The organism is Candidatus Nealsonbacteria bacterium, from assembly GCA_026016225.1.
Taxonomy (GTDB): domain Bacteria; phylum Patescibacteriota; class Minisyncoccia; order Minisyncoccales; family JANBVM01; genus Nealson33H.
On record CP061210.1, the window covers coordinates 137010 to 162664 of the forward strand.

At 33.6% G+C, this 25655-nt stretch carries 25 protein-coding genes and 3 tRNA genes; 24 read left to right on the top strand and 4 right to left on the bottom strand.

Annotated elements, in window-relative coordinates:
• Nucleotides 1–6 precede the first annotated feature (6 nt).
• The 11 genes from IB617_00770 to rny all read left to right on the top strand — a co-directional run bounded on the left by IB617_00770 (nt 7) and on the right by rny (nt 10490).
• Complete coding sequence (locus IB617_00770; protein UZE93529.1) at nt 7–942, top strand: nitronate monooxygenase; 936 nt, start codon at nt 7–9, stop codon at nt 940–942.
• A 10-nt stretch (nt 943–952) separates the two neighbouring features.
• On the top strand, nt 953–1615 hold the full coding sequence (locus IB617_00775) for a 1-acyl-sn-glycerol-3-phosphate acyltransferase (protein ID UZE93354.1): 663 nt from the start codon (nt 953–955) through the stop codon (nt 1613–1615).
• Between the two features lies 1 nt (nt 1616).
• Complete coding sequence (locus tag IB617_00780) at nt 1617–3158, top strand: ATP-grasp domain-containing protein (GenBank protein UZE93355.1); 1542 nt, start codon at nt 1617–1619, stop codon at nt 3156–3158.
• Nucleotides 3159–3164: 6 nt separating this feature from the next.
• Nucleotides 3165–3551, top strand: coding sequence for an acetyl-CoA carboxylase biotin carboxyl carrier protein subunit (locus IB617_00785; GenBank protein ID UZE93356.1), 387 nt, complete (start codon nt 3165–3167; stop codon nt 3549–3551).
• Between the two features lie 13 nt (nt 3552–3564).
• Nucleotides 3565–4083 (top strand): biotin--[acetyl-CoA-carboxylase] ligase, encoded by a 519-nt coding sequence (locus IB617_00790; protein UZE93357.1) that lies wholly within the window; start codon nt 3565–3567, stop codon nt 4081–4083.
• A 12-nt stretch (nt 4084–4095) separates the two neighbouring features.
• Nucleotides 4096–5646: an acyl-CoA carboxylase subunit beta gene (locus tag IB617_00795; protein UZE93358.1), complete on the top strand. Its 1551-nt coding sequence runs from the start codon at nt 4096–4098 to the stop codon at nt 5644–5646.
• Nucleotides 5647–5669: 23 nt separating this feature from the next.
• The gene (locus tag IB617_00800; GenBank protein UZE93359.1) at nt 5670–6263 is read left to right on the top strand and encodes a glycerol-3-phosphate acyltransferase; all 594 of its coding nucleotides are present in this window, start codon (nt 5670–5672) and stop codon (nt 6261–6263) included.
• Nucleotides 6264–6273: 10 nt separating this feature from the next.
• Nucleotides 6274–6942 (top strand): glycerol-3-phosphate acyltransferase, encoded by a 669-nt coding sequence (locus IB617_00805; protein ID UZE93360.1) that lies wholly within the window; start codon nt 6274–6276, stop codon nt 6940–6942.
• Between the two features lie 90 nt (nt 6943–7032).
• Nucleotides 7033–8262: a transcription termination/antitermination protein NusA gene (gene nusA / locus IB617_00810; GenBank protein UZE93361.1), complete on the top strand. Its 1230-nt coding sequence runs from the start codon at nt 7033–7035 to the stop codon at nt 8260–8262.
• Nucleotides 8263–8311: 49 nt separating this feature from the next.
• On the top strand, nt 8312–8905 hold the full coding sequence (locus IB617_00815; GenBank protein ID UZE93362.1) for an ATP-dependent Clp protease proteolytic subunit: 594 nt from the start codon (nt 8312–8314) through the stop codon (nt 8903–8905).
• Between the two features lie 55 nt (nt 8906–8960).
• Nucleotides 8961–10490 (top strand): ribonuclease Y, encoded by a 1530-nt coding sequence (gene rny, locus IB617_00820; protein ID UZE93363.1) that lies wholly within the window; start codon nt 8961–8963, stop codon nt 10488–10490.
• Nucleotides 10491–10545: 55 nt separating this feature from the next.
• Here rny and IB617_00825 read toward each other — a convergent pair.
• Both IB617_00825 and IB617_00830 read right to left on the bottom strand, forming a co-directional pair.
• A tRNA-Gly gene (locus IB617_00825) sits at nt 10546–10617 on the bottom strand.
• Nucleotides 10618–10658: 41 nt separating this feature from the next.
• Nucleotides 10659–10729, bottom strand: a tRNA-Pro gene (locus IB617_00830).
• Nucleotides 10730–10901: 172 nt separating this feature from the next.
• Here IB617_00830 and IB617_00835 point away from each other — a divergent pair.
• The 6 genes from IB617_00835 (at nt 10902) to IB617_00860 (ending at nt 16347) form a co-directional block, all read left to right on the top strand.
• A tRNA-Arg gene (locus tag IB617_00835) sits at nt 10902–10975 on the top strand.
• 56 nt (nt 10976–11031) lie between these two features.
• Complete coding sequence (gene rpsO / locus IB617_00840) at nt 11032–11298, top strand: 30S ribosomal protein S15 (GenBank protein UZE93364.1); 267 nt, start codon at nt 11032–11034, stop codon at nt 11296–11298.
• Between the two features lies 1 nt (nt 11299).
• Complete coding sequence (locus IB617_00845; protein UZE93530.1) at nt 11300–11803, top strand: NYN domain-containing protein; 504 nt, start codon at nt 11300–11302, stop codon at nt 11801–11803.
• Between the two features lie 17 nt (nt 11804–11820).
• The gene (locus IB617_00850; GenBank protein UZE93531.1) at nt 11821–13944 is read left to right on the top strand and encodes a polyribonucleotide nucleotidyltransferase; all 2124 of its coding nucleotides are present in this window, start codon (nt 11821–11823) and stop codon (nt 13942–13944) included.
• Entirely contained in the window at nt 13928–15976 is a 2049-nt protein-coding gene (locus IB617_00855) for a hypothetical protein (protein UZE93365.1), read from the top strand. The genes IB617_00850 and IB617_00855 overlap by 17 nt, the downstream gene beginning before the upstream one ends.
• A gap of 5 nt (nt 15977–15981) precedes the next feature.
• A complete protein-coding gene (locus IB617_00860; GenBank protein ID UZE93366.1) occupies nt 15982–16347 on the top strand; it encodes a TraR/DksA family transcriptional regulator in 366 nt (121 codons plus the stop codon).
• A 229-nt stretch (nt 16348–16576) separates the two neighbouring features.
• Here the strand turns inward: IB617_00860 and IB617_00865 are convergent, their stop codons facing one another.
• A complete protein-coding gene (locus tag IB617_00865; GenBank protein UZE93367.1) occupies nt 16577–17317 on the bottom strand; it encodes a hypothetical protein in 741 nt (246 codons plus the stop codon).
• Nucleotides 17318–17628: 311 nt separating this feature from the next.
• On the opposite strand from IB617_00865, the gene IB617_00870 reads away from it, so the two are divergent.
• The 5 genes from IB617_00870 (at nt 17629) to IB617_00890 (ending at nt 22904) form a co-directional block, all read left to right on the top strand.
• Nucleotides 17629–18021, top strand: a complete 393-nt coding sequence (locus IB617_00870) for a hypothetical protein (protein UZE93368.1) — start codon at nt 17629–17631, stop codon at nt 18019–18021.
• A 3-nt stretch (nt 18022–18024) separates the two neighbouring features.
• Complete coding sequence (locus tag IB617_00875) at nt 18025–20478, top strand: type IV secretion system DNA-binding domain-containing protein (protein UZE93369.1); 2454 nt, start codon at nt 18025–18027, stop codon at nt 20476–20478.
• Nucleotides 20479–20582: 104 nt separating this feature from the next.
• Nucleotides 20583–20852 carry a hypothetical protein gene (locus IB617_00880; GenBank protein UZE93370.1) on the top strand — a complete coding sequence of 90 codons (270 nt, stop codon included), beginning with the start codon at nt 20583–20585 and terminating at the stop codon, nt 20850–20852.
• 105 nt (nt 20853–20957) lie between these two features.
• Nucleotides 20958–22478 carry a YifB family Mg chelatase-like AAA ATPase gene (locus IB617_00885; GenBank protein UZE93371.1) on the top strand — a complete coding sequence of 507 codons (1521 nt, stop codon included), beginning with the start codon at nt 20958–20960 and terminating at the stop codon, nt 22476–22478.
• A 237-nt stretch (nt 22479–22715) separates the two neighbouring features.
• Nucleotides 22716–22904 (top strand): DUF4177 domain-containing protein, encoded by a 189-nt coding sequence (locus IB617_00890; GenBank protein UZE93372.1) that lies wholly within the window; start codon nt 22716–22718, stop codon nt 22902–22904.
• Between the two features lie 109 nt (nt 22905–23013).
• Here the strand turns inward: IB617_00890 and IB617_00895 are convergent, their stop codons facing one another.
• A complete protein-coding gene (locus IB617_00895) occupies nt 23014–24060 on the bottom strand; it encodes a M23 family metallopeptidase (GenBank protein UZE93373.1) in 1047 nt (348 codons plus the stop codon).
• A gap of 61 nt (nt 24061–24121) precedes the next feature.
• Here IB617_00895 and rsmA point away from each other — a divergent pair, with 61 nt between their 5' ends.
• Nucleotides 24122–24952: a ribosomal RNA small subunit methyltransferase A gene (rsmA, locus tag IB617_00900; GenBank protein ID UZE93374.1), complete on the top strand. Its 831-nt coding sequence runs from the start codon at nt 24122–24124 to the stop codon at nt 24950–24952.
• A gap of 36 nt (nt 24953–24988) precedes the next feature.
• On the top strand, nt 24989–25636 hold the full coding sequence (locus tag IB617_00905) for a hypothetical protein (protein ID UZE93375.1): 648 nt from the start codon (nt 24989–24991) through the stop codon (nt 25634–25636).
• Nucleotides 25637–25655 lie beyond the last annotated feature (19 nt).

Below are 25655 nucleotides of genomic sequence, written 5' to 3' on the forward strand. Positions count from 1 at the left end.
TTTATGATAGGAACCAAACTCACCAAACTCTTAAATATTAAATATCCCATAATCCAGGGGGGGATGGCTGGAATTTCAGATTCAATTTTAGTTTCTGCTGTTTCTAATGCCGGAGGATTAGGGGTAATTGGTTCTGGTTTTCTTCCTCCAAAATGGTTAGAGGAAGAAATTAAAAAAACCAAAGAATTAACTGATAAACCTTTTGGAGTTAATCTTTTAATGAGAAACCCGAAAGTAGCAGAATTAGCAAAAATTGTAATTCGAGAAAAAATTCCTGTTATTTTTACCGGAGGAGGAAATCCCCTTCCTTTATTTCCTCATTTAAAAAAGGTTGGTATTAAAGTTATTCCTGTAGTCGCCTTATCAAGATTAGCTAAAAAAATGGAAGATAGCTATGCTGATGCTGTAGTAGTGGAAGGTTTTGAATCCGGAGGCCATATTGGCAGAGTGACAACAATAGCTTTGGTCCCTCAGACAAAAAAATTAATAGAAAAAATTCCTTTAATTGCTGCAGGCGGCATCTATGATGCAAAAACTGCTTTAGCTTGCTTTATCCTGGGAGCTGACGGCATTCAGATGGGCACAAGATTCTTAGTAAGCAAGGAATGTCAGATTCATGAGAATTATAAAAAAGCTGTTCTGGAAGCAACAGATGAAAATATCATCGTAGCAGCAAGGTTCACTGGTTATCCGGTAAGAGCGATAGAAAATGAATTAACAAAAAGGGTTCAGAAGCTGGAAGAAAAAAATCCTTTCCCGGAAGAGATAAGGGCAGATAGATTCTCCAGCTCAAAAATAGAAAGCGGAAATATAGAGCAAGCTCCTCTTCTTTGCGGGCTTTGTGCTGGAGGAATTTCAAAGATAAAAAGCTGTAAAGAAATAATAGAGGAAATTATGGAAGGTTCAAAGAAAATAATAAAAGAAGTAGATAAAGATTTATAAGCTAAAGAGTATGAACAGAGCAGTCTCTTGGTTTTGTAAAATATTTCTTGCTCCCATTGTCAAAAAACTATTAATAAAAGAAGTGGAAGGATGGAAAAACATTCCTAAAGGAAATTTTATCTTAGCTACAAATCATCAAAGTCATTTAGATGAGTTAGCTACCGGCTATGTCTGTGTTCCAAGACGGTATCACTTCATTGGTCAAACAGATAGTTACACAGGTCCTACCAAATTTTTACTCTATATTTTATATTTTATTGCCGGGGTAATTCCTTTAAACAGGAAATGTGAAGAATCAAAAAAAAGAGCAGTAAAAAAAGCAATCGAAGTTTTGAAAAAGGGAGATATTTTAATAATTTATCCTGAGGGCACAAGAACAAGAACGGGGAAAATAGGAAGGGGTAAGTGGGGAACAGCCAGGATTTTTTTAAAAACAGGTGTCCCGATATTGCCGGCAGGTATTAAGGGAACCTTTGAACTTATGCCTCCTGGAAAAAAATTTAAAATAAAAAAAATAATTAAAATTAACATTGGAAAACCTCTTTATTTTAAAGAAGAATTTGAAAAAGCAAAAAACTTAAATAAAAACTCAAAAGAGTATAGGTTCTTGCTTCAGAAAATAACTAATAAGATAATGGGAGAAATATCTAATTTGCAAAAAAGCATAAAATAATATGACAATTAAAAAAATTCTCATTGCAAACAGGGGGGAGATTGCTCTGCGAATAATTAGAACATGTCAAGAAATGGAAATTAAAACCGTTGCCCTTTGTCCTTTGCCAGGACAAGAACAAAATTTCCTTGAGACAAGACTGGCCGACGAATACTATTTCTTAAATAAAGAGGGAGCTGAAGGTTATCTGGATAAAAAAAAGATTGTTGAAATTGCCAAAAAAGCCAAAGTTGATGCTATTCATCCTGGTTATGGATTCTTATCTGAGAATTGGAGATTTGCCAGGCTTTGTCAGAAAAACAAAATTTGGTTTATTGGTCCCCATTTCAAGATGTTAAAAAAATTAGAAGATAAAATTGAAGCTAAAAGAATTGCTCAAAAAGCCGGTATCCCCACGCTTCCTGCAAGTAAGGGTCCCATTAAAACAAAAAAAGACTTGGTAAAATGGGTTGGGCAAATTAAGCCTCCTTTTGTCTTAAAAGCACAAAAAGGAGGAGGAGGAATCGGTATTCGGGTGATAAATGGAAAAATTGATTTTGGTAATCTTTTTACAATTTCCAGCGGAATTCAGAGGCAAATAGCTACGGCTTTTTCTGAAACAGATTTTTTCCTTGAAAAACATCTCCCAAATGCAAGGCATATTGAAGTTCAGATATTAGGAGATAAAAAAAAGGTACTCCATCTCGGAGAAAGAGAATGTACTATTCAAAGAAGATTTCAAAAACTGTTCGAAGAAGCGCCCTCTCCTTTTCTTGATGATAAAGAAAGAGAAAAAATAAGAAATTTAGCGGTAAAATTTGGCAAAAGATTAAGATATCGAGGAGTGGGCACGATTGAGTTTTTAGTGGATGAAAATAAAAATTTTTATTTTTTAGAAACCAATCCTCGACTCCAGGTAGAACACCCTATTACGGAAGCAATAACAGGTATCGATATGGTGGAACAGCAAATTAGAATTGCTCAAGGACAAGAGATTCCTTTTTCTCAAGACGATGTTTTCTTTAATGGCTGGGCAGTAGAAGCACGAATTAATGCCGAAGACCCAAAAAAGAACTTTCAACCTGCACCTGGCGTTATCCAGAAATATCTCCCTCCCGGAGGACAGGGAATTTTCTTGCATACCTTTTTACACGAGGGACAAGAAATTTATCCTTACTTTGATTCACTTTTAGCAAAGATTATTGCCCATGGAAAAACGAGGAAAGAAGCTATTTCTCGTTTAAAGAGGGTTTTAGATGAGATTGCTATTGAGGGAGTTCCAACCACTATTCCTTTTTTCAAGCTCCTTTTAAAAGATGAAAATTTCCTGAAAGGAAACTTTACCACTAACTTTATTGAAAAAAGCAAGATTTTACAAAAGTTATCCCCTCAAATTTGTCCCAAAAGACCCTTAAAAACCAGGGAGATAGAAGAAAAAGAATTAGCCAATATCATTTTTCAAATTTACAAAACTTTGAAAAGTTCAGAAAGTATTTCTCCTGAAAAAAAAGTTTCTGCATCAAACTGGGTAATGGCTGAAAGATCAAAAATGCTTAACGAATAAATTTTTATGAACTTAAAAATAAACATTCAAGGTAAAGAATACGATGTAGAAATTAAAAGATTAAACAAAGATAAAGTGAAGATAAAGGTAGGAAAAGAAGAGTTTATTTTTGAAGAGAAAGAAAAAGAGAAAGAGAAAATTGTAGTTGCAAAAACCGCTTTGCCTAAAAGAAAATTTAAAACAAAAGAAATTAAAGCCCCTATTGCGGGGACAGTTTCAGAAGTTTTTGTTAAAGAAAACGAATTCATTAAAAAAGGGAGGAAAGTTGTTTTGTTATCTGCAATGAAAATGGAAAATGAAATAATTTCTGAATTTGAAGGAAGGGTAAAAAAAATTTTGGCAAAAAAAGAGCAGAAGGTTAAAGAAGGGAAGGTCTTAATTATTTTAGAATAACGTTAAAGAAATTATGAAATTTAAAAAATATAAGAGAATTTCTTCGACTAACGCTCTGGCAAAAAAGGTAAAGCATGAACCATGGCTGGTCATCTGGGCAGAAGAACAAACTGCGGGATACGGAAGAAAAAAAGATTACTGGTTTTCTCCAAAAGGCGGACTTTATTTTTCGGTTGTTTTGCCAAAAAGCACCATTGATGATTTGCAAACTCTAACTATTTTAGCAGCTTTTGTAGTAGCTAAAGTGATGAAAGAAAATTTTAATGTAGAACCCATGATTAAATTACCAAATGATGTTTATCTAAACCAAAAAAAGATAGCTGGCATTTTAACAGAAACTGTTGTGGGAACTAATGTTAAATTTTCAATAATGGGATTCGGTTTAAATACAAATATTGATAAATTTCCAAAAGATTTGGAAAATATTGCTACATCCCTTAAAATAGAATTAGGTAAAAAAGTAGACAATGAAAAAATTCTAAAACAAATAATAGAAGAGATAAAAAATCAATTAAGGACAATAAGCGAATAGTTTAAATCCTATATGGCTTTTGAAAAAGAAATTAAAAAATTAAACGAAAAAATGCAAAGTCTGGAAAATCCAGATTTAATTGAAAAACAACACCAGAAAGGAAAACTAACTGCCAGAGAAAGGATTAACCTACTTTTAGACGTGGGTAGTTTTGTTGAATTAGATGCACTTGTTGAAACCAGATTTAGTAATCTTGGTCTGGATAAAAAGAAGTTCCCGGGCGATGCAGTAATTACTGGTTTTGGAAAAGTAAGTAAGAGGCAGGTTTATGTTTACAGCCAAGATTTTTCAAAAATAGGAGGTTCCTCAGGTGAAATGCACAGCAAAAAAATCATCAAGATTATTAATCTTGCCAGAAAAACAGGTTGTCCCTCAATAGGAATAATTGACTCTGGAGGAGCTAGAATCCAGGAAGGGATATCAAGTCTTGAAGGATATGCGGGTATTTTTAGTGAAATGATTAAGTCCTCGGGAGTAATTCCTCAAATATCTATAATTGTTGGGCCATCGGCCGGAGGCGCATCATACGCTCCTGGTTTATCAGACTTTGTATTCATGGTTGAGAGAATATCTCAAATGTATATCACGGGACCTAAAGTAATTAAAAAAGTTACAGGAGAAACGGTTTCTTTTGAAGATTTAGGAGGAGCTGTTGTCCACAGCTCAAAAAGCGGTTGTGCTCATTTTTCTTTTGATTCTGAAAAAGAGTGCTTTTTGGCAGTAAAAAGACTTCTTTCTTATTTACCGCAAAATAATATGGAAGACCCTCCAAGAGAAAGAAGTTTTCTTGCTGAACTCTTCGAAAAAGAACAAAGCTATAGGTTATTAGAGATATTGCCAGAAAAAGAAGAAAAGAGTTATGATATGAAAGAAATAATTGAGGAGATTTTTGATAAAAATTCTTTTTTTGAAGTTCAATCAAACTTTGCCGTAAATTCAATAGTGGGCTTTGTTAAATTAGGAGGTTTAGTGGTCGGCATTGTTGCCAACCAAACAAAATTTATGGCAGGCACCCTTGATATCGATTCTTCGGACAAAATCGCCCGTTTTGTTAGATTCTGTGATGCATTTAACATTCCCTTGATTAACTTGGTAGATACTCCCGGCTATCTTCCGGGAAAGGAACAAGAAAAAAAAGGAATAATCCGGCATGGAGCTAAAATATTGTATGCCTTCTCAGAAGCTACTGTTCCCAAAATCAGTTTAATTATAAGAAAGGCCTTTGGAGGAGCTTATATTGCTTTAGCCTCTCGCCAGCTGGGGTATGATAAGATAATTGCCTGGCCATCAGCACAGATTGCGGTAATGGGTCCTGAACAGGCAGTAAAAATTATCTATAAAAAAGAGCTGACAAAGAGTAAAGACCCAAAGAAATTAGAGAAAGATAAAGTTCAAGAATTAAAAGAACTGTTCTTAAATCCCTATCAGGCAGCTAAACTCGGTTATATTGATATGATAATTAATCCAAAAGACACCAGGGTCATCCTAATAAAGTGTATGGAATCGCTTTTGAATAAAAGAGAAAGTAAAGTTGCCAAAAAACACGGAAATATACCTTTATAAGAACGTTTGGTTAATTGGTTAATATGAGTAAATTTTTTTCACTATCAATCTTTGCCTACTTTTTAGGCTCAATTGTTTTCGGACACATTGTTGCTAAAATAAAAAAAGTTGACCTTTCCAAAATTGGCAGCAAATCTTATACCTCTACAAACGTTTCTCGGGCTTTTGGGTGGAGGTGGGGAATTTTAACAGCATTATTAGATTTTTCAAAGGGAACAATTCCCACCCTTTTAGCTCTTAATTATTTACAAAATGAATGGCAGATTGTCGTTGTAGCAATATTACCTACGCTGGGACACATCTTCCCCGTTCTCTTTAAATTTAAGGGGGGAAAAGGAGGAGCTACTTTCCTTGGAACCTGTCTGGCTTTGGTGGGTTTAAAAACTTTTATTCCTGCATTTTTAGTCTGGCTTCTTATCTTTGCTCTAACCAGAATTACAGCCTTCACAAACTTAATTTTTCCCTGGCTTTTTTCATTATTTTTATATTATTGGAATTTTCCTTTTTATTATTTTATGATTGGGGTTTTAGACTCTACACTAATAACTTTTGCTTTAAGAAGTAATATAAAAAGATTCTTTAAAGGCAAAGAGCCTAAAACTCCCTTAAAACTTTAATAATACATCTATGGAAAATATTAATCTTTTTTGGATAATTTTTTCTTACATCTTAGGTTCGATTCCTTTTGGATACATAATTACCAAATTTTCAACAAAAAAGAATATTTTAGAAATTGGCTGGAGAAAAACTTCCGGTTCGAATGTTTTTAAGAATATCGGCAAATGGCAAGGGGCATTAACTGGAGTTTTAGATTTAGGTAAAGGGTTCTTGGCTGTTAAATTGGCGCAATTTTTGGGATTGTCAACATTAACCCAGGTTTTGTCAGGAGTAGCTGCTGTAACCGGCCATAATTGGTCGTGCTTTTTAAATTTTGCAGGCGGCAGAGGAATCGGAACTTTTGTCGGGGCCGGCTTAGCTTTAATTCCAAGAACTTTAGGACTTTCTTTAATCTTTCCTATTATATTAGCTCTAATATGGAACGCTTCAATTGGTACAATTTTACTTTTAATAACAATTATATTTCTATCTTCTCACTTTAATCAGTTTGAAACAGGAGGATTATTCGGTTTAATATCTTTAATACCAATTTTTATTAAAAGGTTAAGTCCGATAAAAGAAATTAAAGCAGCTAAAGATAAAGGTGTTTTGATAAAGAATCGTTTAATTTTTGACGATGATAAAGCTTATTCGGAATTCAGAATAAAAAGAATAATCAGGAAGTTGACAAAAAAATGAATTTCAGTAAAGTTAAAATTAGTCCGCCCAAAACGGACACTATTTTTTAAAATAATTGAAACCCCATATCAGAGGGGGTCAAGTATCATCATGGATATAAAAAATTTTACATCAGCTATCACTCAAATTGGCGAAGAAAAAGGTCTTGCTAAAGAAAAGATTGTTGAAACTATTGAACAAGCTTTAGCCGCTGCCTATAAAAAGGACTACGGAGAAAAAGGGCAAATTATTAAAGCTAAAATTAACCCAGAATCAGGGGATGTTAAATTTTGGCAGGTGAAATTGGTTGTAGATGAAAATATGATTTATTCTGAGGAAGAATTAAAAAAAATAAAAGAAAAAAAAGGAGAAATCAAAGAAGAATCCCTGTCTGCTAAAGAAAAAGTTCGATTCAATCCGGAAAGGCATATTATGGTGTCAGATGCTAAAAAAATAAAATCAAAAATTAAAGCGGGAGAAGAATTAATTATTCCTTTGAAAGCTCAAAAAGATTACGGCAGAATTGCAGCCCAAACAGCAAAGCAGGTAATAATGCAGCGAATCAGAGAAGCAGAGAAAGAGGCTATTTTCCAAGAGTATAAAACAAAAGAAAACCAGATTGTTTCTGGAATCATCCAAAGAATAGAAGGTAGAAATATTCTTTTAGATATCGGCAAAACATTAGGAATATTAGCAAAAGAAGAACAGGTGCCGGGAGAGTTTTATCGCCCCGGTCAAAGATTAAAAGTTTATGTCTTAAAAGTTGAAGAAACACCTAAGGGTCCGAAAGTCTTCTTATCTAGAGCTTATCCCAGATTAGTATCCAAATTATTTGAGTTAGAAGTCCCGGAGATATCTTCTGGAGCAGTGGTAATAAAGTCTATAACTAGAGAAGCCGGCTCGAGAACAAAGATTGCGGTTGCTTCAAGTGAGGAAAGTATTGATCCGATTGGAGCAGCTGTTGGACAGAGAGGAACAAGGGTTCAGGTAGTAATAAATGAATTAGGAGGAGAAAAAATAGATATTATTGAATATTCAGAAGACCCCAAACAATATATAAGCAACTCTTTAAGTCCGGCTAAAGTATTAGAGGTAAAAATCCTACCCAAAAATAAAGCTTTAGCCATTGTTCCCGAAAACCAGTTATCTTTAGCTATTGGTAAAAATGGACAAAATGTCAGATTAGCGGCAAAGCTAACCGGTTGGAAAATAGATGTTAGAGGTCCCGAATCTCAAAAAGAGGAAAAGCAAGAAGAAACAAAAGAAGAATCCGCCTCTGTCAAGGCTTCAGCGGACAAAAAGAAAAAGAAAGAAAAAAAGAGTAAAGAACCTCTTTCTTAATTTCTAATTTTATGTTAAAATAATCTAAGAGTTTTAATTTATTCAAACTATGAATTTAATCCCCACTGTTATAGAAAAAACAAAATACGGAGCAAGAGCTTATGATATTTATTCAAGACTTTTAAAGGAAAGAATTATTTTTTTAGGAGGGCCAATTGTTGATCCTGTAGCAAATTCTGTTATTGCTCAAATGCTTTTCTTAACCTCCAAAGACCCTAAAAAAGATATCCAGTTGTACATAAATTCCCCGGGTGGAATCCTTACCTCAGCCTTAGCCATCTATGACACAATGCAGTATGTGAAGTGCCCTATTTCTACTGTGTGTGTTGGCTCTGCTGCTTCTGGGGCTGCTGTTTTATTGGCAGCTGGAGCAAAAGGAAAAAGGTTTTCTCTGCCCAATGCTCAGATTTTACTACATCAGGTAGCTGTAAGCGGAGTAGGAGGAGCTGCAGTAGAAATTGAAATAACGGCTAAACACATCATTAATCTTAAACAAAGGGTAAATGAAATTTTAGCTAAGCACACGGGACAAAAATTGAAAAGAATTGAAAAAGATACTGACCGAGATTTTTATCTTTCAGCTAAAGAAGCTAAAAACTACGGCCTCATTGATAAGGTAATAGAAACGAAAAAGCAAGTTTAAAGAAAAATTTTTTATAACCGAAAAATTATGACTAACTCTTTAACCCTTTTAAATTATGAATCAGTTAACTCCATTAATCGTGGGAATATTTTCCCTTTCCTTAGGAATAATCTTAGGTTATTATTCTCGTCAATCAATTGCCAAAAGGGACTGGAAAACAATCGAAGCAAAACTCCAAAAGAGAATTCAAAAAACAGTAAAAGATGCTGAAGGAATTTTATCTAAGGCAAAAGAAAAAGCCTCTTTAGTTTTAGAAGAAACAAAAAGAGAAAGGGAAGTTAGAAGAAGAAGGCTTTTTAAAACCGAACAACTACTCTCAAGAAGAGAAAATATCTTAGATAAAAAGATAGCTAATTTTGAATTGAAACAAAAAGAATTTCAAGAAAAAGTTGAAAAATTGAAAGAAATTAAATCGGCATTGGAAGAGTTAAAAAATAAAACCCTTAAAGATTTAGAAAGAACTTCAAGATTAAGTCAAAAAGAAGCAAAAGCAGAGCTATTTAAAAATTTGGAAGCAGAATATAAGATGGATATTTTAGAGAGAATAAAAAAAATAGAATCTGAGGGATACGAAAAATTTGAAAAAAAAGCTAAGGAAATCCTGACAACAGCCATTCAAAAATATGCTCTTTCTCAAGCCCAAGAGATTACTACCACCACTGTCTCTCTGCCAAATGAAGATATAAAGGGGAGAATAATCGGTAAGGAAGGAAGAAATATCAGGACATTGGAGAGATTAACCGGGGTAGAAATTATTATTGATGAAACCCCGGAAACAGTAGTGATTTCAGGATTTGACCCTATCAGGAGACAGATAGCTAAGATTGCTTTAGAAAAATTGATTTTAGACGGAAGAATTCAACCTGTTAGAATTGAAGAAAAAGTACAAGAGGCAACTAAAGAAATAAATACTCAAATTAAAAAAGCAGGGGAAACGGCAGTTTATGAATTAGGCCTTATTGGTTTAAACCCAAAATTAGTTCAATTATTGGGGAGATTGAAATTCAGAACAAGTTATGGTCAAAATGTTTTGCTTCACTCAATTGAAGTAGCTTATTTAGCTTCATTTTTAGCTGAAGAGATTGGGGCTAATCCTTTAATTTGCAAAAAAGCTGGTTTGTTTCACGATATTGGAAAAGCAGTTGACCATCAGATTGAAGGATCTCATGTTGATATTGGAATAAAAATCTTAGAAAAGTTTGGTGTGGAAAAAGAGGTAATTAATGCTATGAAGTCTCATCATGAAGAATATCCATATGAAACTATTGAGTCGATTATTGTCCAGGTTGCTGATCAAATCTCAGGCTCAAGACCGGGAGCAAGAAAAGATACTTTAGAAAATTACTTAAAAAGGTTATCTTCTTTAGAAGAAATTGCCACTTCCTTTCCCGGAGTAAAAAGGGCTTGGGCTTTACAGGCTGGAAAAGAAATTAGAATTTTTGTAAATCCTGAAGAAGTTGACGATTTTGAGGCGAAAAAAATAGCTAGAAAAATCGCTAAAAGAATTCAAGAAGAGTTAAGGTATCCTGGAGAAATCAAAGTAACTGTTATCAGAGAAAAAAGAGTAATAGAATACGCAAAGTAATTTAATTGCTCTCTAATTAAAAGAACAGCTCTAATAAGCTGTTCTTTTTTTAAAAAGCGGGCGAAGGGAATCGAACCCTCATCATGGCCTTGGAAGGGCCAGATAATAGCCGTTATACGACGCCCGCAAATTCAGCGAAGGTGAATAGTTTTGCAAAGCAAAACTTAATCGGGGCACCCAGATTTGAACTGGGATTAAAGCCTCCCAAAGGCCTCGTGCTACCATTACACCATGCCCCGATAAAAATTCTAATTCAATTCCGAATTTTATCACTTTGTTCTTCTTGCGTCAATGAAAGGAAAAACAGCTAATTGCCTTTATAAATTATCTTTGTTTTCTTTACACTTTATTTTTGGCTGGTTTAATGTTATATTGGGCAGAGGGCGGTAAACGTAATACAGGTGAAAGTATGCCCTCGTAGCTTAATTGGAAAAAGCAGGACCCTTCTAAGGTCAAGAGTGCAGGTTCGATTCCTGCCGAGGGCACACAAAATGAAAATAAATTAATAGATGCAAGAAAGATATCTGCTTTTACAAAAACTATGTTAAGTCAAAAAGAGAAAGAAGCAATCATCAAAAAATATAAAATACATACTTCTGATACTGGCTCTCCCGAGGTTCAAATATCTTTATTAACAGAAGAAATCAGAAGTGTTTTGTTACATTTAAAAAAACATCCCAAAGACCTCCACTCAAAGAGAGGATTGTTAAAAATGGTATCGAAAAGAAGAAATTTTTTAAAATATTTACAAGAAAAAAACTCAAAAAGATACAATGCCATTATCAAAAAAATTGGTCTTAAAAAATGATATGGAAATAAAACACTTAGGACAAAGAGTAGCAGTTTTAATTGATGTCCAAAACCTCTATCACTCTGCTAAGAATTTGTATGGAGCAAGGGTGAATTTTGGAGAGGTTTTGAAGTTAGCGGTTAGTCAAAGAGTTCTAATTAGAGCATTTGCCTATGTGGTTAAAACAAAAACCGGTGAAGAAAAAGCGTTTTTCGGAGCGCTAAAAAAAATAGGAATTGAAATCCGGGTAAGAGATTTACAAGAATTCTATGACGGTATGAAAAAAGCTGACTGGGATGTAGGAATTGCCGTTGATGCTATAAGAATCTCTCCAAGCGTCGATACAATTGTTTTAGCATCGGGAGATGGCGATTTTTTACAGTTAATTGAATATTTGAAAAACCAGGGCAAAAGAGTAGAAGTTATTGCTTTTAGTAAATCAGCTTCTTTAAAGTTAAAGAGGTCGGCCGATGAGTTTATTGAACTTGAAAAGAACTTAGAAAAATATCTCTTAAGAAAATAATATTAATTAAGTATTTTATTGTGAGCAAAAAATTCAAATTAGAAATTGGTAAAAGAGAATTGGTAGCTGATATTAAAAATCTGGCAGAACAAAGTAATGGTTCTGTTTTTCTTCAGTATGGAGATACGTTAGTCTTAGCTACTGCCGTGATGTCTGATTACGAAAAAGAAGAACTCAGTTTTTTCCCTTTAACTGTTAATTATGAGGAAAGATTCTATGCTGCAGGTAAAATCAAAGGGCCGAGATATATAAAGAGAGAAACAAGACCCTCTGACGAAGCCATTTGTAATGCCAGACTAATCGATAGGTCTATTAGGCCGCTATTTCCCAAAAATCTAAACAGGGAAGTCCAGGTAGTAATAACCGTTCTTTCCTGGGACGGTCAAAACGAACCCGATATTTTAGGTTTATTAGCGTCTTCTTTAGCTCTTGGAATCTCAGATATACCCTGGAAAGGACCTTTAGCTACCGTGAGAGTGGGACAAATTGAAGATAAGTTTATTTTAAATCCAACCTATGAAGAAAGAGAAAAAAGTAAAATTGACATTGTTTTTACCTGTATCGAAAAAGAGGATGTTTTGATTAATATGATTGAGGGAAACTTCGATGAGATAAATGAAAAATTAATCTTAAAGGCATATCAATTCTCAAAACCATATTTAAAAAAGCTCATTAATTTTGAAAAAGAAATTTTTGAAAAAATCGGCAAAGAAAAAATTCCTCTAACTATCCCTGAAACAGAGCCGGAATTAGAAAAAGACATAAAAGATTTTATAAAAGATAAATTGGAAAACGCCGTCTACCAAAAGAAAGGGGGGAAAAACGGTATGGCTCAATTAAAAGAGGAGTTAAGTGTTTTTTGCCAAGAAAATTATCCTGAGAAAATAAGCTATGCCGGGAAATTTTTTGAAAAAGAAATAGAGAAAATAATACATAAAAACATACTCTATAACGAAAAAAGGCCCGATGGGAGAAAATTAGATGAAATAAGAGAACTTCACTGTGAAGTAGGAATTATTCCAAGAACTCACGGCTCGGGTCTTTTCTGTCGAGGACAAACAAAATCTCTATCAATTTTAACTTTAGGTGCTCCCGGAGATGTTCAATTATTAGAAGGAATGGAAATTGTAGGAAAAAAACGCTTTATGCATCACTATAATTTCCCACCCTATTCGGTTGGAGAAACAAGACCAATAAGAGGACCCGGTAGAAGAGAAATCGGTCATGGAATGTTGGCAGAAAAAGCTATTTTACCCGTTATTCCTTCTTTCGACCAATTCCCCTATACAACCCGTATTGTTTCTGAAATTTTATCTTCAAATGGTTCAACCAGTATGGCTTCAATATCCAGCTCTTCTTTAGCTTTAATGGATGCGGGAGTACCAATAAAATCTCCTGTAGCCGGAATTGCTTTAGGTTTGATATCTGATAATAAAGGCAATTACAAATTATTAACCGACATCCAGGGTCCCGAAGACCACTATGGCAATATGGATTTCAAAATAGCAGGAACAAAAAAAGGTGTAACTGTAATTCAAATGGATGTTAAAATTGATGGAATTTCAGAAGAAATTTTTAAAAAGTCTTTGGAAAAAGGAAGGATAACCCGATTAGAAATTTTAGAGAATATGGCGAAAGTTTTAGAAAAACCAAGACCAAAACTCTCTCCTTTTGCTCCAAGAATTTTAATTATTCAAATTAATCCAGAAAAAATCAGAAAGGTAATCGGTCCCGGGGGAAAAATCATTAATGAAATAATTGAAGAATGTGGGGTCTCCATTGATATTGAAGAAACTGGTAGGGTTTTTATTACGGCTGAAAAAGAAGAGGCTGGTAAAAAGGCACTTGCCTGGATAAAGAATATTACCAGAGAAGTAAGGGTGGGAGAAGTTTTTCAGGGAAAGGTGAAAAGGATTTTAAATTTTGGAGCTTTTATAGAAATTGTACCGGGGCAAGAAGGTTTATTACATATTTCTCGGTTGGCTCCCCACAGAGTAAAAAGGGTAGAAGATGTTGTTAAAATTGGAGATATTGTTCCTGTCAAAGTAATCTCTATTGACGAACAAGGAAGAATAGATTTATCATTAAATAATAAAAAACACTATAGGGAAAGAAAAAAATCATATGCCAGAAGAAAATAAAAAAGAAGAACTACAGTCTCTTAAAGACAAGTTAAAAGAAGAGATGCCCGGGGAAAAAGAGGAAAGGTTAGAGTTTTTAAAAAGAGAAGAAATAAGAACAATGAAAAAAGATATTGAAAAACTTCGTGAGGTTGAAGCTGAAAAAGAAAAAGAAAGAATTACTACTTTAGAGTCTGGGAAAGAAATAAAGAAAGAAGAAGTTGAAAAAGAAGAAGTTAAGGAAGAAGAAGAAGTTAAAGGAGAAGTAAAAAAGCCGGAACCAGAATACGAACCTCAACCTCAAGGAACACTTATTCCCACCCCTCCTAAAAAAGCTTCTTCTTTAAAAAAGGTTTTGGTTAGAATTGGTTTTGTTCTAATCTTTATTTTTATTCTGGGATTTATTTATTGGTTTTTTGCTCCTGAAATAACAATCTTTAAAGATATCTTTCCCCGTAAAGAAGAACCTGTTACGGAAGAGGAAGAACCTGTTACAGAAGAAGTTGAAGAAGAAGAGGAAGAAGTTGAAATTTCTGTTCCCTCTCCTTTGCTTTCGGTTGAGAAAGTTCTCACTTTTGAAATCTCTGAAAACGAAGAAATCCCTTCAATTATAGAACAATTAATAATTGAAGAATTGCCCCAGAATAGCTTCACTCAAATTGTAATTAAAAATGAAAAAGAAAATCAGCTGGCAGATTTAGAAGATATTGCTCAAGCTTTTCAGATTGAGATGGTCCCTGAGGTGATACAAAAATTAGATGTAAAAGACTTTAACTTACTAATCTACCCCCAAGAAGAAGGCAGAAAAGAAGTTTTTATAATTAAAATTAAAGAGGAGGAAAATTTGCCGGAGGCTCTAAAAATTTGGGAGACAAAAATAACCCAAGAAGGACTATTTATCTCAAACAATAAAATTTCAACCATATCCTTTTCTTTCAAAACTTTTATATTTAAAGAAGATAAATTTTCTATTCGATATCTGACTATTTCTAAAAATGATTCAGGGGTATGTTATACTTTATTTGAAAATTACCTTATTTTATCTTCTTCATTTAAGAGCATGCAAAAAGCTGTTAGAGAACTAAGAGTCTCAATAGCTTCTAAATTGCAAGAAAAAATTGGTCAGTTGTTTATTGTTGGTTTTGAAGGAAAAACAGTAACTCCGCAATTGGAAGATTTTTTCAAAAAATACAAACCGGGAGGAGTCTTATTGCTTTCTAAAAATATTGAAAACGAACAACAGTTAAAAAGTCTAATTAAAGACCTCCAAGACCTTTCTAAAAAAGAAACTGGTCTTTCACTTTTTGTTGCCGTTGACCAAGAGGGAGGACCAATATCCCGAATCGCATTTTTAGAAGAAAAAACTGTTCAATCAGAAATTGAGGATACGTATAGTTCTTATGAAATCGGGCTGAAAAGAGGTGAAGAACTTAAAGAATTGGGAGTAAATGTCAATTTAGCGCCACTTTTAGACTATATGAAAGAAGAGGATTTTTGGTTTAATCGTTCTTTTCAAAAATCACCCCAATTATCCGGAGAGTTAGCAAAATCTTTAATTTTAGGACAGAAAGAAGCTGGAATTTTAACAGCTATTAAACACTTCCCCGGATATGTAAATATTCCTTTTAATCCGGAGGTAAAACTGGCAACGGTTTTGACTCCAGAAATATCACAATTCAAAAAAGCAATGGAGGCTAAACCTGAACTAATAATGGTTTCAAATACAGTATACACAGATATTGATTCTCTTCTGCCCTTTACGTTTTCCCAAAAAGGAATTCAATATCTAAAAACTAATTTAGATTCCGAAGCTTTAGTAGTTTCGGACGATTTAGCACAGAACTCTTTGTTGGAAAAGTTCTCTATAAAAGAAATAGTAACCAAACCAATCAAAGCCGGAGTAGATATGCTTATTTTTTCTGGTTGGGGGGCTCCGGTTAATCAAGCTTTAGATAGTTTCTTGACAGCTGTAATAAACAAAGAAATCTCTGAAATAAAAATTGATATAGCTGTTTCAAAAATTATTCAATTAAAAGAAACATTATTAAAATAACCCCTGTGAACCAAAAAGCACTTAAGAAAATAAAAGAAAAATTAAAAAGAGAAAAACTACAAATTGAAAAAGAACTTGAGAGTTTCGCTAAAAGAGATAAGAAAGTAGAAGGAGATTGGGATGCTCGTTTCCCCAAGTGGAATGGAGGAGGAAGCAGTTCTAATATGGAAATTGCTGCTGATGAGGTTGAAGAATACAGTAAACTTTTATCTTTAGAATATGTTTTGGAGATACGTCTTAAAAATATCAATTTAGCTTTAGAAAAGATTAAAAAGAAAAAGTATGGAGTTTGTGAAAAATGCGGCAAAAAAATTCCTAATAATCGTTTGGAAGTATATCCTGAAGCAAGATATTGTTTAAAATGTAAATAATATTAATAAAGCTGTTCTTTCTCCTCTCGCTCTTTTTTTTGTTTCCTCTCTTCTCGTTTTCTTACTATTTCTCGCCAATCCATTACATATCATCTTCTTTAATTTACTGCTTTACAAATAAAATATCTTTGAGCTTTTGTCAAAGTTTAAAACCTTTGACTTTTTGTTTTTGGAATAAAAAAAGATGTGTTTCTTGTACCTCTTTGATTGAAAAAATAAAGGACAATAATTATTTCTCGGCTGTCACTTCTTTTGTTTCTTCGATTCTCTCTTCTACTTTTATTCCACAGAAAGGACAAAACGAGACTATTGATGTTAATTGTACTCCACAAGAGGGACAATAGAATTCACTTGCCTTTTCCTTAACTTGTGCAACCTTCGCGAGCTTCTCTCTTAATTTCTCAATTGTTTTTTTAGCTTTCTCTTCTACCTCTCTTTTAGCTTGTTCAATTTTTACTAGTTTCTTTTTTAACTCCCTAATTGTTTTTTTTGTTTTTCTTTCCGCTTTTTCCTCAGACTTCTTTTTAGATTTCTTTTCATGCATTTCTTTAGGTTTTTCCTTCACTTCAGGCTCATTTTCATCTTTGATATTTCTTTGGACTACAGTGACTTTAATACTTTTCTGTTTAAGACTTAAGTGAGTAGGATATCTTTTAAGTGTATCTACAAAAAGAGCTTTCTTAGTTATTTTCCTTCTTTTGCCATCAAACGAAGTTTTCATAACCGTATCCAATACTGCACTTCCTTCCTTTAAATCTACCCACACATGGCTATTACATCTTTCACAGAATAATGGCAGAAATTTACTGTTGTAGTGGTAGTATCCCTTATAATCTTTAATTTCTGCTTCAGTAATTTCTTTAACTTCTATTTTACCCTGACACTCTTTATGGTATATAATATCTCCAACATTAACTTCTTTACCCTCAATTGTTTCTTCAACCGCAATAGTAAAAGTTCTTTTTGTCATTTTACATCACCTTTTAATTCTGATTTTATTTAATTATAAATTTACCATTTTTATCTTACCTCATCTTTCAATTTTTGTCAAATGGTTTTGTTTTGGGAATTGGAAAATTCTGCTATATTAAAGCAATATGCCCTCTAAAGTCTTCTCAATAGCCATTGTGGGCTTGTCAACTCAAATCATTGAAATAAAAATAAATGCCTCATACGGATTGAGGCATTTTGAAATTAAGGGGTTTCTCTCGGATTTTTGTTTTTAAGTTATTTTTGATAAAATAGTAATAAGAGGGAGGTTATAAAGAAATTCAAAAAAATATGAAAATTAATCCCAAAAAAGAAAGAAAAGAACTACCACCAGAAAAGGTTAAAGAAACACCTGAAAAATTGTATATAGAAAGAGAAACAAAAATAGAAAAAGAAAAACCTTTAACCGAAGAAGAAAGAAGAAGAATTAAAGAAAAGTATGAAGAGGAATTTAGAAAAATGAAGCTGAGTCCTGATATGGAAGAAGAAGCAAAAGAGGAAGCAAAACAGATTAAAACGCTTGAAAAAGAAGGAAAAATTAATCGATTATTAAATATTGCTAAAGAGAAAGGAGTATATTTTGCAGTAAAAGTAGCAGAAAATATGAACGACCCTTATACCTTAGACATCCTTCATGATATTTTGGCTAAAGATGCATTTTATAAAAGGTTTTTAAAACAATAAATTATGGAGATTTTATATTGGATAGTTCTCATTTTGATTTCAGTAATAGGGGGAGTGCTGATTTTTCTCTTTTTAAAGAAAAAAGAAAAGGGACAAGTTTTAGGGAGCTTAGATATGTCCCTTTTTTTAGTGAGTATGCCAAAGCACAGATTAAAAAAAGAAGAAATGACAGGAAAAGAAGAAAAAACCTTAATTGGCCAGATGGAACAGGTTTTAAGTAGTTTTCTTTATCTAAAAAAGCCAGGCTTTTTTGAAAGAATTATTTTTGGTTCTCCGAGGGTAGTCCTTGAGATTGCTTCTCAGATCGGTGGAACCGATATTTCTTTTTATGTAGCTGTACCTAAATTTTTGGAAACTGCTCTTGAAAAGTATATCCAGGGGGTTTATCCTCGAGCTTTGGTAGAAAAAATTCCCCAAGATTACACTATTTTTGAACCGGGTGGTTTTACTGCAGGCTGTTATTTAAAATTAAAAGAACCTCTTCTTTTTCCAATTAATACATACAAAAACTTAGAAAAAGACCCTTTAGCTACTATAACCAATACCTTAAGTAAAATTGCCCCAGATGAAGGAGCAGCAGTTCAAATAATTATTAAACCCTCACCATTGAATTTAAAAAAAATAGGCGACAAAGCTTTAGCGAAAATCAGAGAAGGCAAAACCGTGAAAAATGCGATTTCTGAAGCATGTAGGTCTCCTGCTCTTAGTTTTTTAATAGAGCTATTTAAGGTTTTTTCAGCCCAACCTGGCAAAAAGCCAGATGAAAGAAGAATGGAAGAATTCAGGAGGACCGGCTCTAAGATTGATGAAAGCACTATTCAATCTATTCAAACTAAAATCCAAAAACCAATTTTCGAAACCAATATTAGATTGCTAACTTCAGCTCCAACTTTAGAAAGAGCAAAAGAAATCTTGAGCCATCTTCAAGGAGCTTTCAGTCAATTTTCACTTTTTGTTTCCAATAGTTTCTATATGGTTGAATTGAAGAAAAAACGCCTTAAAAAACTTGTTTATGATTTTAGTTTTAGAAACTTTAACCCAAATCAAAGGGTTATTTTAAACATTGAAGAACTAACCAGTATTTACCATTTTCCCACTTATTATACTGAAACTCCTTATATTAAAGCTGCCAAAAGCGGGGTAGCAGCTCCTCCTGCTGAACTTCCAGAAAAGGGATTAAATTTAATTGGCAAAGTTCTTTTCCGGGGAGAAGAAAAAAGAGTTTCTTTTGCTACCAGAGAAGACAGAAGAAGGCATTTTTACATTATAGGTCAAACCGGAACCGGAAAAAGCAGCTTATTGCGAGAAATGATCCGCCAGGATATTCAAAATGGCGAAGGAGTAGCAGTTATAGATCCCCACGGCGATTTAATTGAGGACACCTTGGCTAATATCCCAAAAGAAAGAATAAAAGATGTAGTTTTATTCGAACCTTTTGATATCAGCCGACCTATAGGCTTAAACATGCTTGAATATGAAAGCCCCAGCCAAAAAGATTTTGCCGTCCAGGAAATGATAGCTATTTTCCATAAACTTTTCCCGCCAGAGATTATAGGTCCAATGTTTGAGCATTATATGAGAAATGCTATGTTAGCCATAATGGCAAACAAAGAAGACCCAGGTACTTTGGTTGAAATCCCCAGAATGTTTACTGATGAAGAGTTTATGTCTCATAAACTGAAAAGTGTTACAGACCCTATAGTTAAAAGCTTCTGGCTAAAAGAGTGGAAACAAACAACAGGTGCTACCAGGTCTGATATGTTAGGATATGTTGTTTCCAAAATTGGTCGTTTTATTGGAAATGAAATGATGAGAAATATTATTGGTCAACCTCATTGTGGTTTTGATTCAGGAAAAATAATGGAGGAAGGTAAGATTTTCTTAGCCAATCTTTCCAAAGGATTAACAGGCGAAGTAAATTCTTCTTTGTTGGGCTTAATTTTGGTTTCAAAAATGCAAATGGCAGCAATGAGAAGAGCCAAGGTTCCAGAAGAAAAAAGAAAAGATTTTTATTTATACATTGATGAGTTTCAAAATTTCACCACCAACAGTATCGCCACAATTCTTTCTGAAGCCAGAAAATACCGCTTAAATTTGATTTTAGCTCACCAATATATTCCTCAACTTGTTCCTGAAATCAGAAATGCTGTTTTGGGTAATGTGGGAACAATTGGAGCCTTCAGAATTGGAGCCGACGATGCTGAATTTTTGGAAAAACAATTTGAGCCAGAATTCTCTCGGTTTGATTTGGTTAATCTTGACAATTTCAATTTAGTGGTAAAGATGATGATTAAAAATAATATCTCAGAAGCTTTTAGAATTCAAACATTTCCTCCTAAAAAAGGAAATCTAAAAATTATTGAATTAATCAAAAAAATCTCAAAACAAAAATACGGCCGGCCAAAAGCGTTGGTTGAGACTGAAATCTTAAAAAGGTCAAGGTTAATCAGTCTTTAATTAAAATCTGCCTGAAAAAGGGGAAAACAGATATTTCCTTAAATCATCCGCTTGACAATGGTTTTATTCAAAAGCTAAAATAAGACAGATAAAGAGAATAAATTATGCCGAAGAAAAAAAGCAAACAATCGACCTCTTTGAAAGAAATAGAAAAGTTGCTATCTCAACAGACTGTTGTTATTCTTTCGGCTGTAGATGAAAGATTAAAGAAAACAGAACTTCGAATTAATAAAAAGATTGATAAACTCACAACAACCCTTGATAGATTCTTAAAAGGACTAAAAGATATTGAAGACGAATTTCAGGCAATGAAACTCGATATTAATCGAATGAAAAAAGTAATTAAAGAAAAACTTGACGTAGATTTGTTTTAGAATTAACCTTTTTCAGGTTACATTTTCACTGTAAATCTTAAGACTGCCCGGAAACGGGCTTTTTATTCTGGATTATGCTTTAAGATTTTGTTAAACTTAAACAATATGCCCTCCAAAGTCTTCTCAACAGCCATTGTGGGCTTGTCAGCTCAAATCATTGAAATAGAAACAGATGCCTCATACGGATTGAGGCATTTTGAAATTGTGGGACTCCCTGACAAAGCAGTGCAGGAATCAAGGGAGAGAGTAGGGGCTGCGATTGAAAGCTCAGGATTTAAATCTCCTCATCGTCAGCCTGTCAGGGTTCTGGTCTCTTTAGCACCGGCTGACCTTAAAAAACAAGGTTCATTGTACGATTTGCCAATCGCCTTAGGTTATCTTTTAGCTGACAAAAAAATTAATTTTAATCCCGGAGGAAAAATAATCTTGGGTGAATTAGCTTTAGACGGCAGATTAAGACCCGTAAAAGGTGTGATATCTTTTGCTATAGCTTGCAAAGAAAAAGGTTTTTCTGAACTAATCTTGCCAAAGGAAAATGCTAACGAAGCGAGCTTAATAAAAGGGGTAAAAGTAATTGGCATAGAAAATTTAAGAGAAACTGTTGATTATTTAGAAGGAAAAAAGGAAATTAAACCTCGAGAAATAGAAATTAAGGATTTTCTCCAACATCCTGAGTATTCAATTGATTTAGGATATATTAAAGGACAAGAGTTAAGTAAAAGAGCCCTGGAAATTGTAGCTGCCGGCGGCCATAATCTTTTAATGATAGGACCGCCCGGGGCTGGAAAAACTCTTTTAGCAAAAGCTATTCCTTCAATCCTGCCTCCTCTTTCTTTTAAAGAATCATTAGAAGTAACAAAGATTTACAGTGTAGCTGGATTATTAGCTAAAAACAAACCTTTGATTTCGCAGAGACAATTCCGCTCACCGCATCACAGTTCCTCTGAAACAGCTTTAATTGGCGGTGGAATCCCTCCGAGACCTGGCGAAATAACTTTGGCTCATCGGGGAGTTTTATTTTTAGACGAATTTCCAGAATTCCATCGCGATGTTTTAGAATCTTTGCGTCAACCAATCGAAGAAGGTAAAATAACAATTTCAAGAGCAAGATATTCCCTGACCCTGCCTGCGCGTTTCACCTTAGTGACTGCCTCAAACCCTTGTCCCTGCGGTTATTACAAAGACCCTGAAAGAAACTGTACCTGCACTAATTCTCAAATCCAAAAATACAAAAGAAAACTTTCAGGTCCCTTAATGGATAGAGTTGACCTTTTTATAACTGTTCCTCAATTAAAATATGATAAATTAACGGCAGCCGATGAGGAAAATTCAAGTCTAAAAATAAGAGAAAGGGTTGCCAAAACTCGTCAAATCCAACGAGAAAGATTTAAAGCAGAAAAAACCAACTCAGAAATAAAGATTCCCCAGATAAAAAAATACTGCCAGGTTGATCTTGCGAGTCAAAGTCTTTTAAGAAAATATGTTGATTCTGGAAAATTATCAGCCAGGGGTTATCATCGGGTTTTAAGGGTAGCACGCACTATTGCTGATTTGGAAAACTCAGAAAAAATCAGCTATCCGCACATTTCAGAAGCCCTAATGTATAGAATAAGAGAAGATGTTTAAGATTTAGTTGAAAAAAGAAGCTTGAAAAAAGGAGCTTAGCTCCTTTTTTCACTTCCACAACTTCCATAGACCTCATCAGTCTCTAGGTTATATTCCACCTATTAATTTTCAGACAAAATACCTAAAAGTGTTACCTATGTACCCTTCTAGTACATCTGTTTGACAAAAACTAAAAGATGAGGTAAAAATAGGTAGATTAAAATTATAATTAAAAATTACAAATTAAAGGTGATGTTTATGGTTTATGGAGAGCAATGGGAATATAAGGTTATAGAATTGGATTGGGAGCCCAAAAAACGAGAAAAGCAATTGAATCATCTTGGATTTCAAGGATGGGAATTAGCAGCTGTAACAGCATATGAAGCATATAAAGGGTGGTCAGGTACTCCAATGAGATATGCATACCTTAAACGAAAGAAAGTTTAATCTATTCAACATTTGGTGCTTAGCACCATTTTTTTTTATTTCAAAACAAAAAGTCAAAGGTTTTATACTTTGGCTTTTAAGGTTAAAATAGAGTTAGAGTGTTTAGGGATTAGTAGGCGAAAGGATTTCTGGCTCCGCTGACTCCAAAATGTACATGGCAACCTGTAGACATTCCTGCTCCCGGTGTTCCGGACTGTCCGCCCATTAAAGCTATTATTTGCCCCTGATAAACTTGATCGCCAGGATTAACAAAACTGCTCAAAATATGTCCGTACATTGTTACTACTCCATTTGGGTGTAAAATTGTTAAATGATTCCCGGCGCCTCCAAAAGCCCAGCGGGAAGTAGAATTGGTTAATTTAACTTTCAGCACCGTGCCGCCGGCAGCAGCATATATTGACTCTCCGCATTTGCCGTGACTAAAATCAATCGCATTATACCAGTGAAGACCTTGAGTAATTCGACAGGGTAAAGATATTGGACAGATAAAATAACTTTTACCTAACGGAACCCAGGTGGAAGCAGTTTGTACGGTAGGAGAAGGCATTACTCCGTTTGGAACAACTAAAATATCTCCAATAAAAATATCAGCCTCGCCTGAAAGCTGATTGAAAGAAACTATTTCTTCTGTTTTAGCTTTATAGTTTTTTGCAATAGCGCTAACAGTATCTCCTGATTTAACGTGGTGGATTATACCGGACACGGGCGGAATAATTAGTTTTTGTCCGGGTTGAATTGTTGTTTTTTGCAAATCATTAGCCCAGAGAATGCTATTTACAGAAACATCAAATTTAGCAGCGATTGACCACAAACTATCTCCTTGTTCAACAATATACTCAACAATTGTTTTTTGAACGTCTTTAAAATCAAAACCTTCAAACAAAGCCCCCAAAACTTTTGGGGTAATGGTAAAAGGTGGACAGATTGCCCGAAAGCTATTCCTTTGCTCTAAAATAAATTCTGGTAGTTCTGGTTGTGATTTTTGAGACAAGCTCGCAAAAACATTCTGGGAATTGACAACACTTGCTGAAAATAAATCTAAAACCAAAACCTTCTCAGTGTTTCTTAAAGAACAGACGTAAACAAAGGTGATTAAAATAAGCGCTCCAAAAAGCGGTTTTAAAATTTCTTTCACTTTGTTATAAGAATCAGACATTTTTTTCTATATCTTTCTATACTTCTATTTTCTAATATCATACATAAATGTCAAGTTTTATATGGACATCAAAACTGTAAAAAACTTGTTAAAAAAATACTGCATCAGACCTTTAAAAGGTTTAGGACAGAATTTTTTAATTAACAAAAGAGTTCTCAAAAAAATAATTAAAACAGCTAACCTTTCCCAAAATGACACTGTCTTAGAAATAGGACCTGGAATTGGAAATTTAACTTTGGAATTAGCAAAAAAGGCAAAAAAGGTTATTGCAATAGAAAAAGACAAAAAAATGTGTAAAGTTTTGAAAGAAGTGTTGGATTGTCAGAATATTGGAAATGTTGAAATTATAAAAGGAGATGTTTTAAAGATTAAAAATGGTTCAATGGTTAAATGGCTAAATAGCTACAAAGTAGTTGCCAACCTACCATATTACATAACCTCTCCTGTTATCAGAAAGTTTTTAGAAATAGAAAATCAGCCAAAAGAAATTGTTTTAATGGTTCAAAAAGAAGTTGCCAGAAGAATCTGTTCCCAGCCCCCGAAAATGAGTATATTAGCAGTTTCAGTCCAGTTTTATGCAAAACCTGAAATTATCTCTTTTGTCTCAAAAAAATCCTTTTGGCCCCAACCTAATGTGGACTCAGCCATCATCAAAATAACTCCAAAAAAAATCTCAACGAGAACAGTTCTCGTTGATTCGTTCTTTAAAATTGTTAAAGCTGGATTTTCTCATCCGAGAAAACAGCTAATAAATAATTTCTCTAAAGAATTAAAAATGAATAAAGAAAAAGTAAAAAATTGGCTTTTAAAAAACGGGATTCAGCCCAGCCAAAGAGCAGAAACTTTGTCTGTTAAAGATTGGTTAAAATTAGTTAAAGGTTATAACAATTAAGTTGATATATCAAAGGAGTCATTATAAAATAAATTAATGAAAGATTATAAAACTCTCATTTTAATAATTCTTTTTATTCTTCTTTTGAGCTTCATTACCTGGAAACGATTTGAAACTCTACAAGAGCCCTTTTCTTTATATGAAACTAACTTTCCTAAATTTGAAATGCCAAAATTTGAATCTTTCTTTTCCCAAGAAGACAAGGGTTCTGAAGAATTTGTAAGCCCGGATGGAAAGTTGAAATTAAAATACTCTTCTAACTGGATAAAAATGGAAGAGGAAAGCTTAGAAACATTTAATAAAGAAATAGCAAGAGAAGGAGCGAAAAATTTATTTTTTGCCCAGAAGTCTAAAATTGAAGAAAATGCTCTCGCTATTCTAATCGTTCAGGAGCTAACTTTGGAAAAAGAAATAAGTTTAGAAGAAATTATTGAAGAAATGAAAGAAAAAACAAAAGAAAAAGATGGGGAAATGGAAATTGAAAAATCGGAATTTGATGATAAAATAGCTTACCTTGAAGTAAAATATAAGCGAGATGAAACTCCTATTTTCTATTCAAAGGAAAAAATAATCCTTGAAGAAGATAAAGCTTATCTAATTATTTTCTTAAATTCCAATAATAATTGGTCGGGATTTGAAGAAGAAATAAATGAAATTTTTAATTCTATTCAAATTATTGATTAATTTGTGGTATAATTTAAAT

Excerpts from the sequence above, each read along its gene's own strand:
- IB617_00815 (UZE93362.1), top strand. The coding sequence starts at position 8,312 with ATGAATTTAATCCCCACTGTTATAGAAAAAACAAAATACGGAGCAAGA.
- IB617_00905 (UZE93375.1), top strand. The coding sequence starts at position 24,989 with ATGAAAGATTATAAAACTCTCATTTTAATAATTCTTTTTATTCTTCTT.
- IB617_00780 (UZE93355.1), top strand. The coding sequence starts at position 1,617 with ATGACAATTAAAAAAATTCTCATTGCAAACAGGGGGGAGATTGCTCTG.
- rsmA (UZE93374.1), top strand. The coding sequence starts at position 24,122 with ATGGACATCAAAACTGTAAAAAACTTGTTAAAAAAATACTGCATCAGA.
- IB617_00865 (UZE93367.1), bottom strand. The coding sequence starts at position 17,317 with ATGACAAAAAGAACTTTTACTATTGCGGTTGAAGAAACAATTGAGGGT.
- rny (UZE93363.1), top strand. The coding sequence starts at position 8,961 with ATGAATCAGTTAACTCCATTAATCGTGGGAATATTTTCCCTTTCCTTA.
- nusA (UZE93361.1), top strand. The coding sequence starts at position 7,033 with ATGGATATAAAAAATTTTACATCAGCTATCACTCAAATTGGCGAAGAA.
- IB617_00885 (UZE93371.1), top strand. The coding sequence starts at position 20,958 with ATGCCCTCCAAAGTCTTCTCAACAGCCATTGTGGGCTTGTCAGCTCAA.
- IB617_00855 (UZE93365.1), top strand. The coding sequence starts at position 13,928 with ATGCCAGAAGAAAATAAAAAAGAAGAACTACAGTCTCTTAAAGACAAG.
- IB617_00800 (UZE93359.1), top strand. The coding sequence starts at position 5,670 with ATGAGTAAATTTTTTTCACTATCAATCTTTGCCTACTTTTTAGGCTCA.
- IB617_00785 (UZE93356.1), top strand. The coding sequence starts at position 3,165 with ATGAACTTAAAAATAAACATTCAAGGTAAAGAATACGATGTAGAAATT.
- IB617_00845 (UZE93530.1), top strand. The coding sequence starts at position 11,300 with ATGGAAATAAAACACTTAGGACAAAGAGTAGCAGTTTTAATTGATGTC.
- IB617_00795 (UZE93358.1), top strand. The coding sequence starts at position 4,096 with ATGGCTTTTGAAAAAGAAATTAAAAAATTAAACGAAAAAATGCAAAGT.
- IB617_00890 (UZE93372.1), top strand. The coding sequence starts at position 22,716 with ATGGTTTATGGAGAGCAATGGGAATATAAGGTTATAGAATTGGATTGG.
- rpsO (UZE93364.1), top strand. The coding sequence starts at position 11,032 with ATGTTAAGTCAAAAAGAGAAAGAAGCAATCATCAAAAAATATAAAATA.
- IB617_00805 (UZE93360.1), top strand. The coding sequence starts at position 6,274 with ATGGAAAATATTAATCTTTTTTGGATAATTTTTTCTTACATCTTAGGT.
- IB617_00875 (UZE93369.1), top strand. The coding sequence starts at position 18,025 with ATGGAGATTTTATATTGGATAGTTCTCATTTTGATTTCAGTAATAGGG.
- IB617_00775 (UZE93354.1), top strand. The coding sequence starts at position 953 with ATGAACAGAGCAGTCTCTTGGTTTTGTAAAATATTTCTTGCTCCCATT.
- IB617_00870 (UZE93368.1), top strand. The coding sequence starts at position 17,629 with ATGAAAATTAATCCCAAAAAAGAAAGAAAAGAACTACCACCAGAAAAG.
- IB617_00895 (UZE93373.1), bottom strand. The coding sequence starts at position 24,060 with ATGTCTGATTCTTATAACAAAGTGAAAGAAATTTTAAAACCGCTTTTT.
- IB617_00880 (UZE93370.1), top strand. The coding sequence starts at position 20,583 with ATGCCGAAGAAAAAAAGCAAACAATCGACCTCTTTGAAAGAAATAGAA.
- IB617_00790 (UZE93357.1), top strand. The coding sequence starts at position 3,565 with ATGAAATTTAAAAAATATAAGAGAATTTCTTCGACTAACGCTCTGGCA.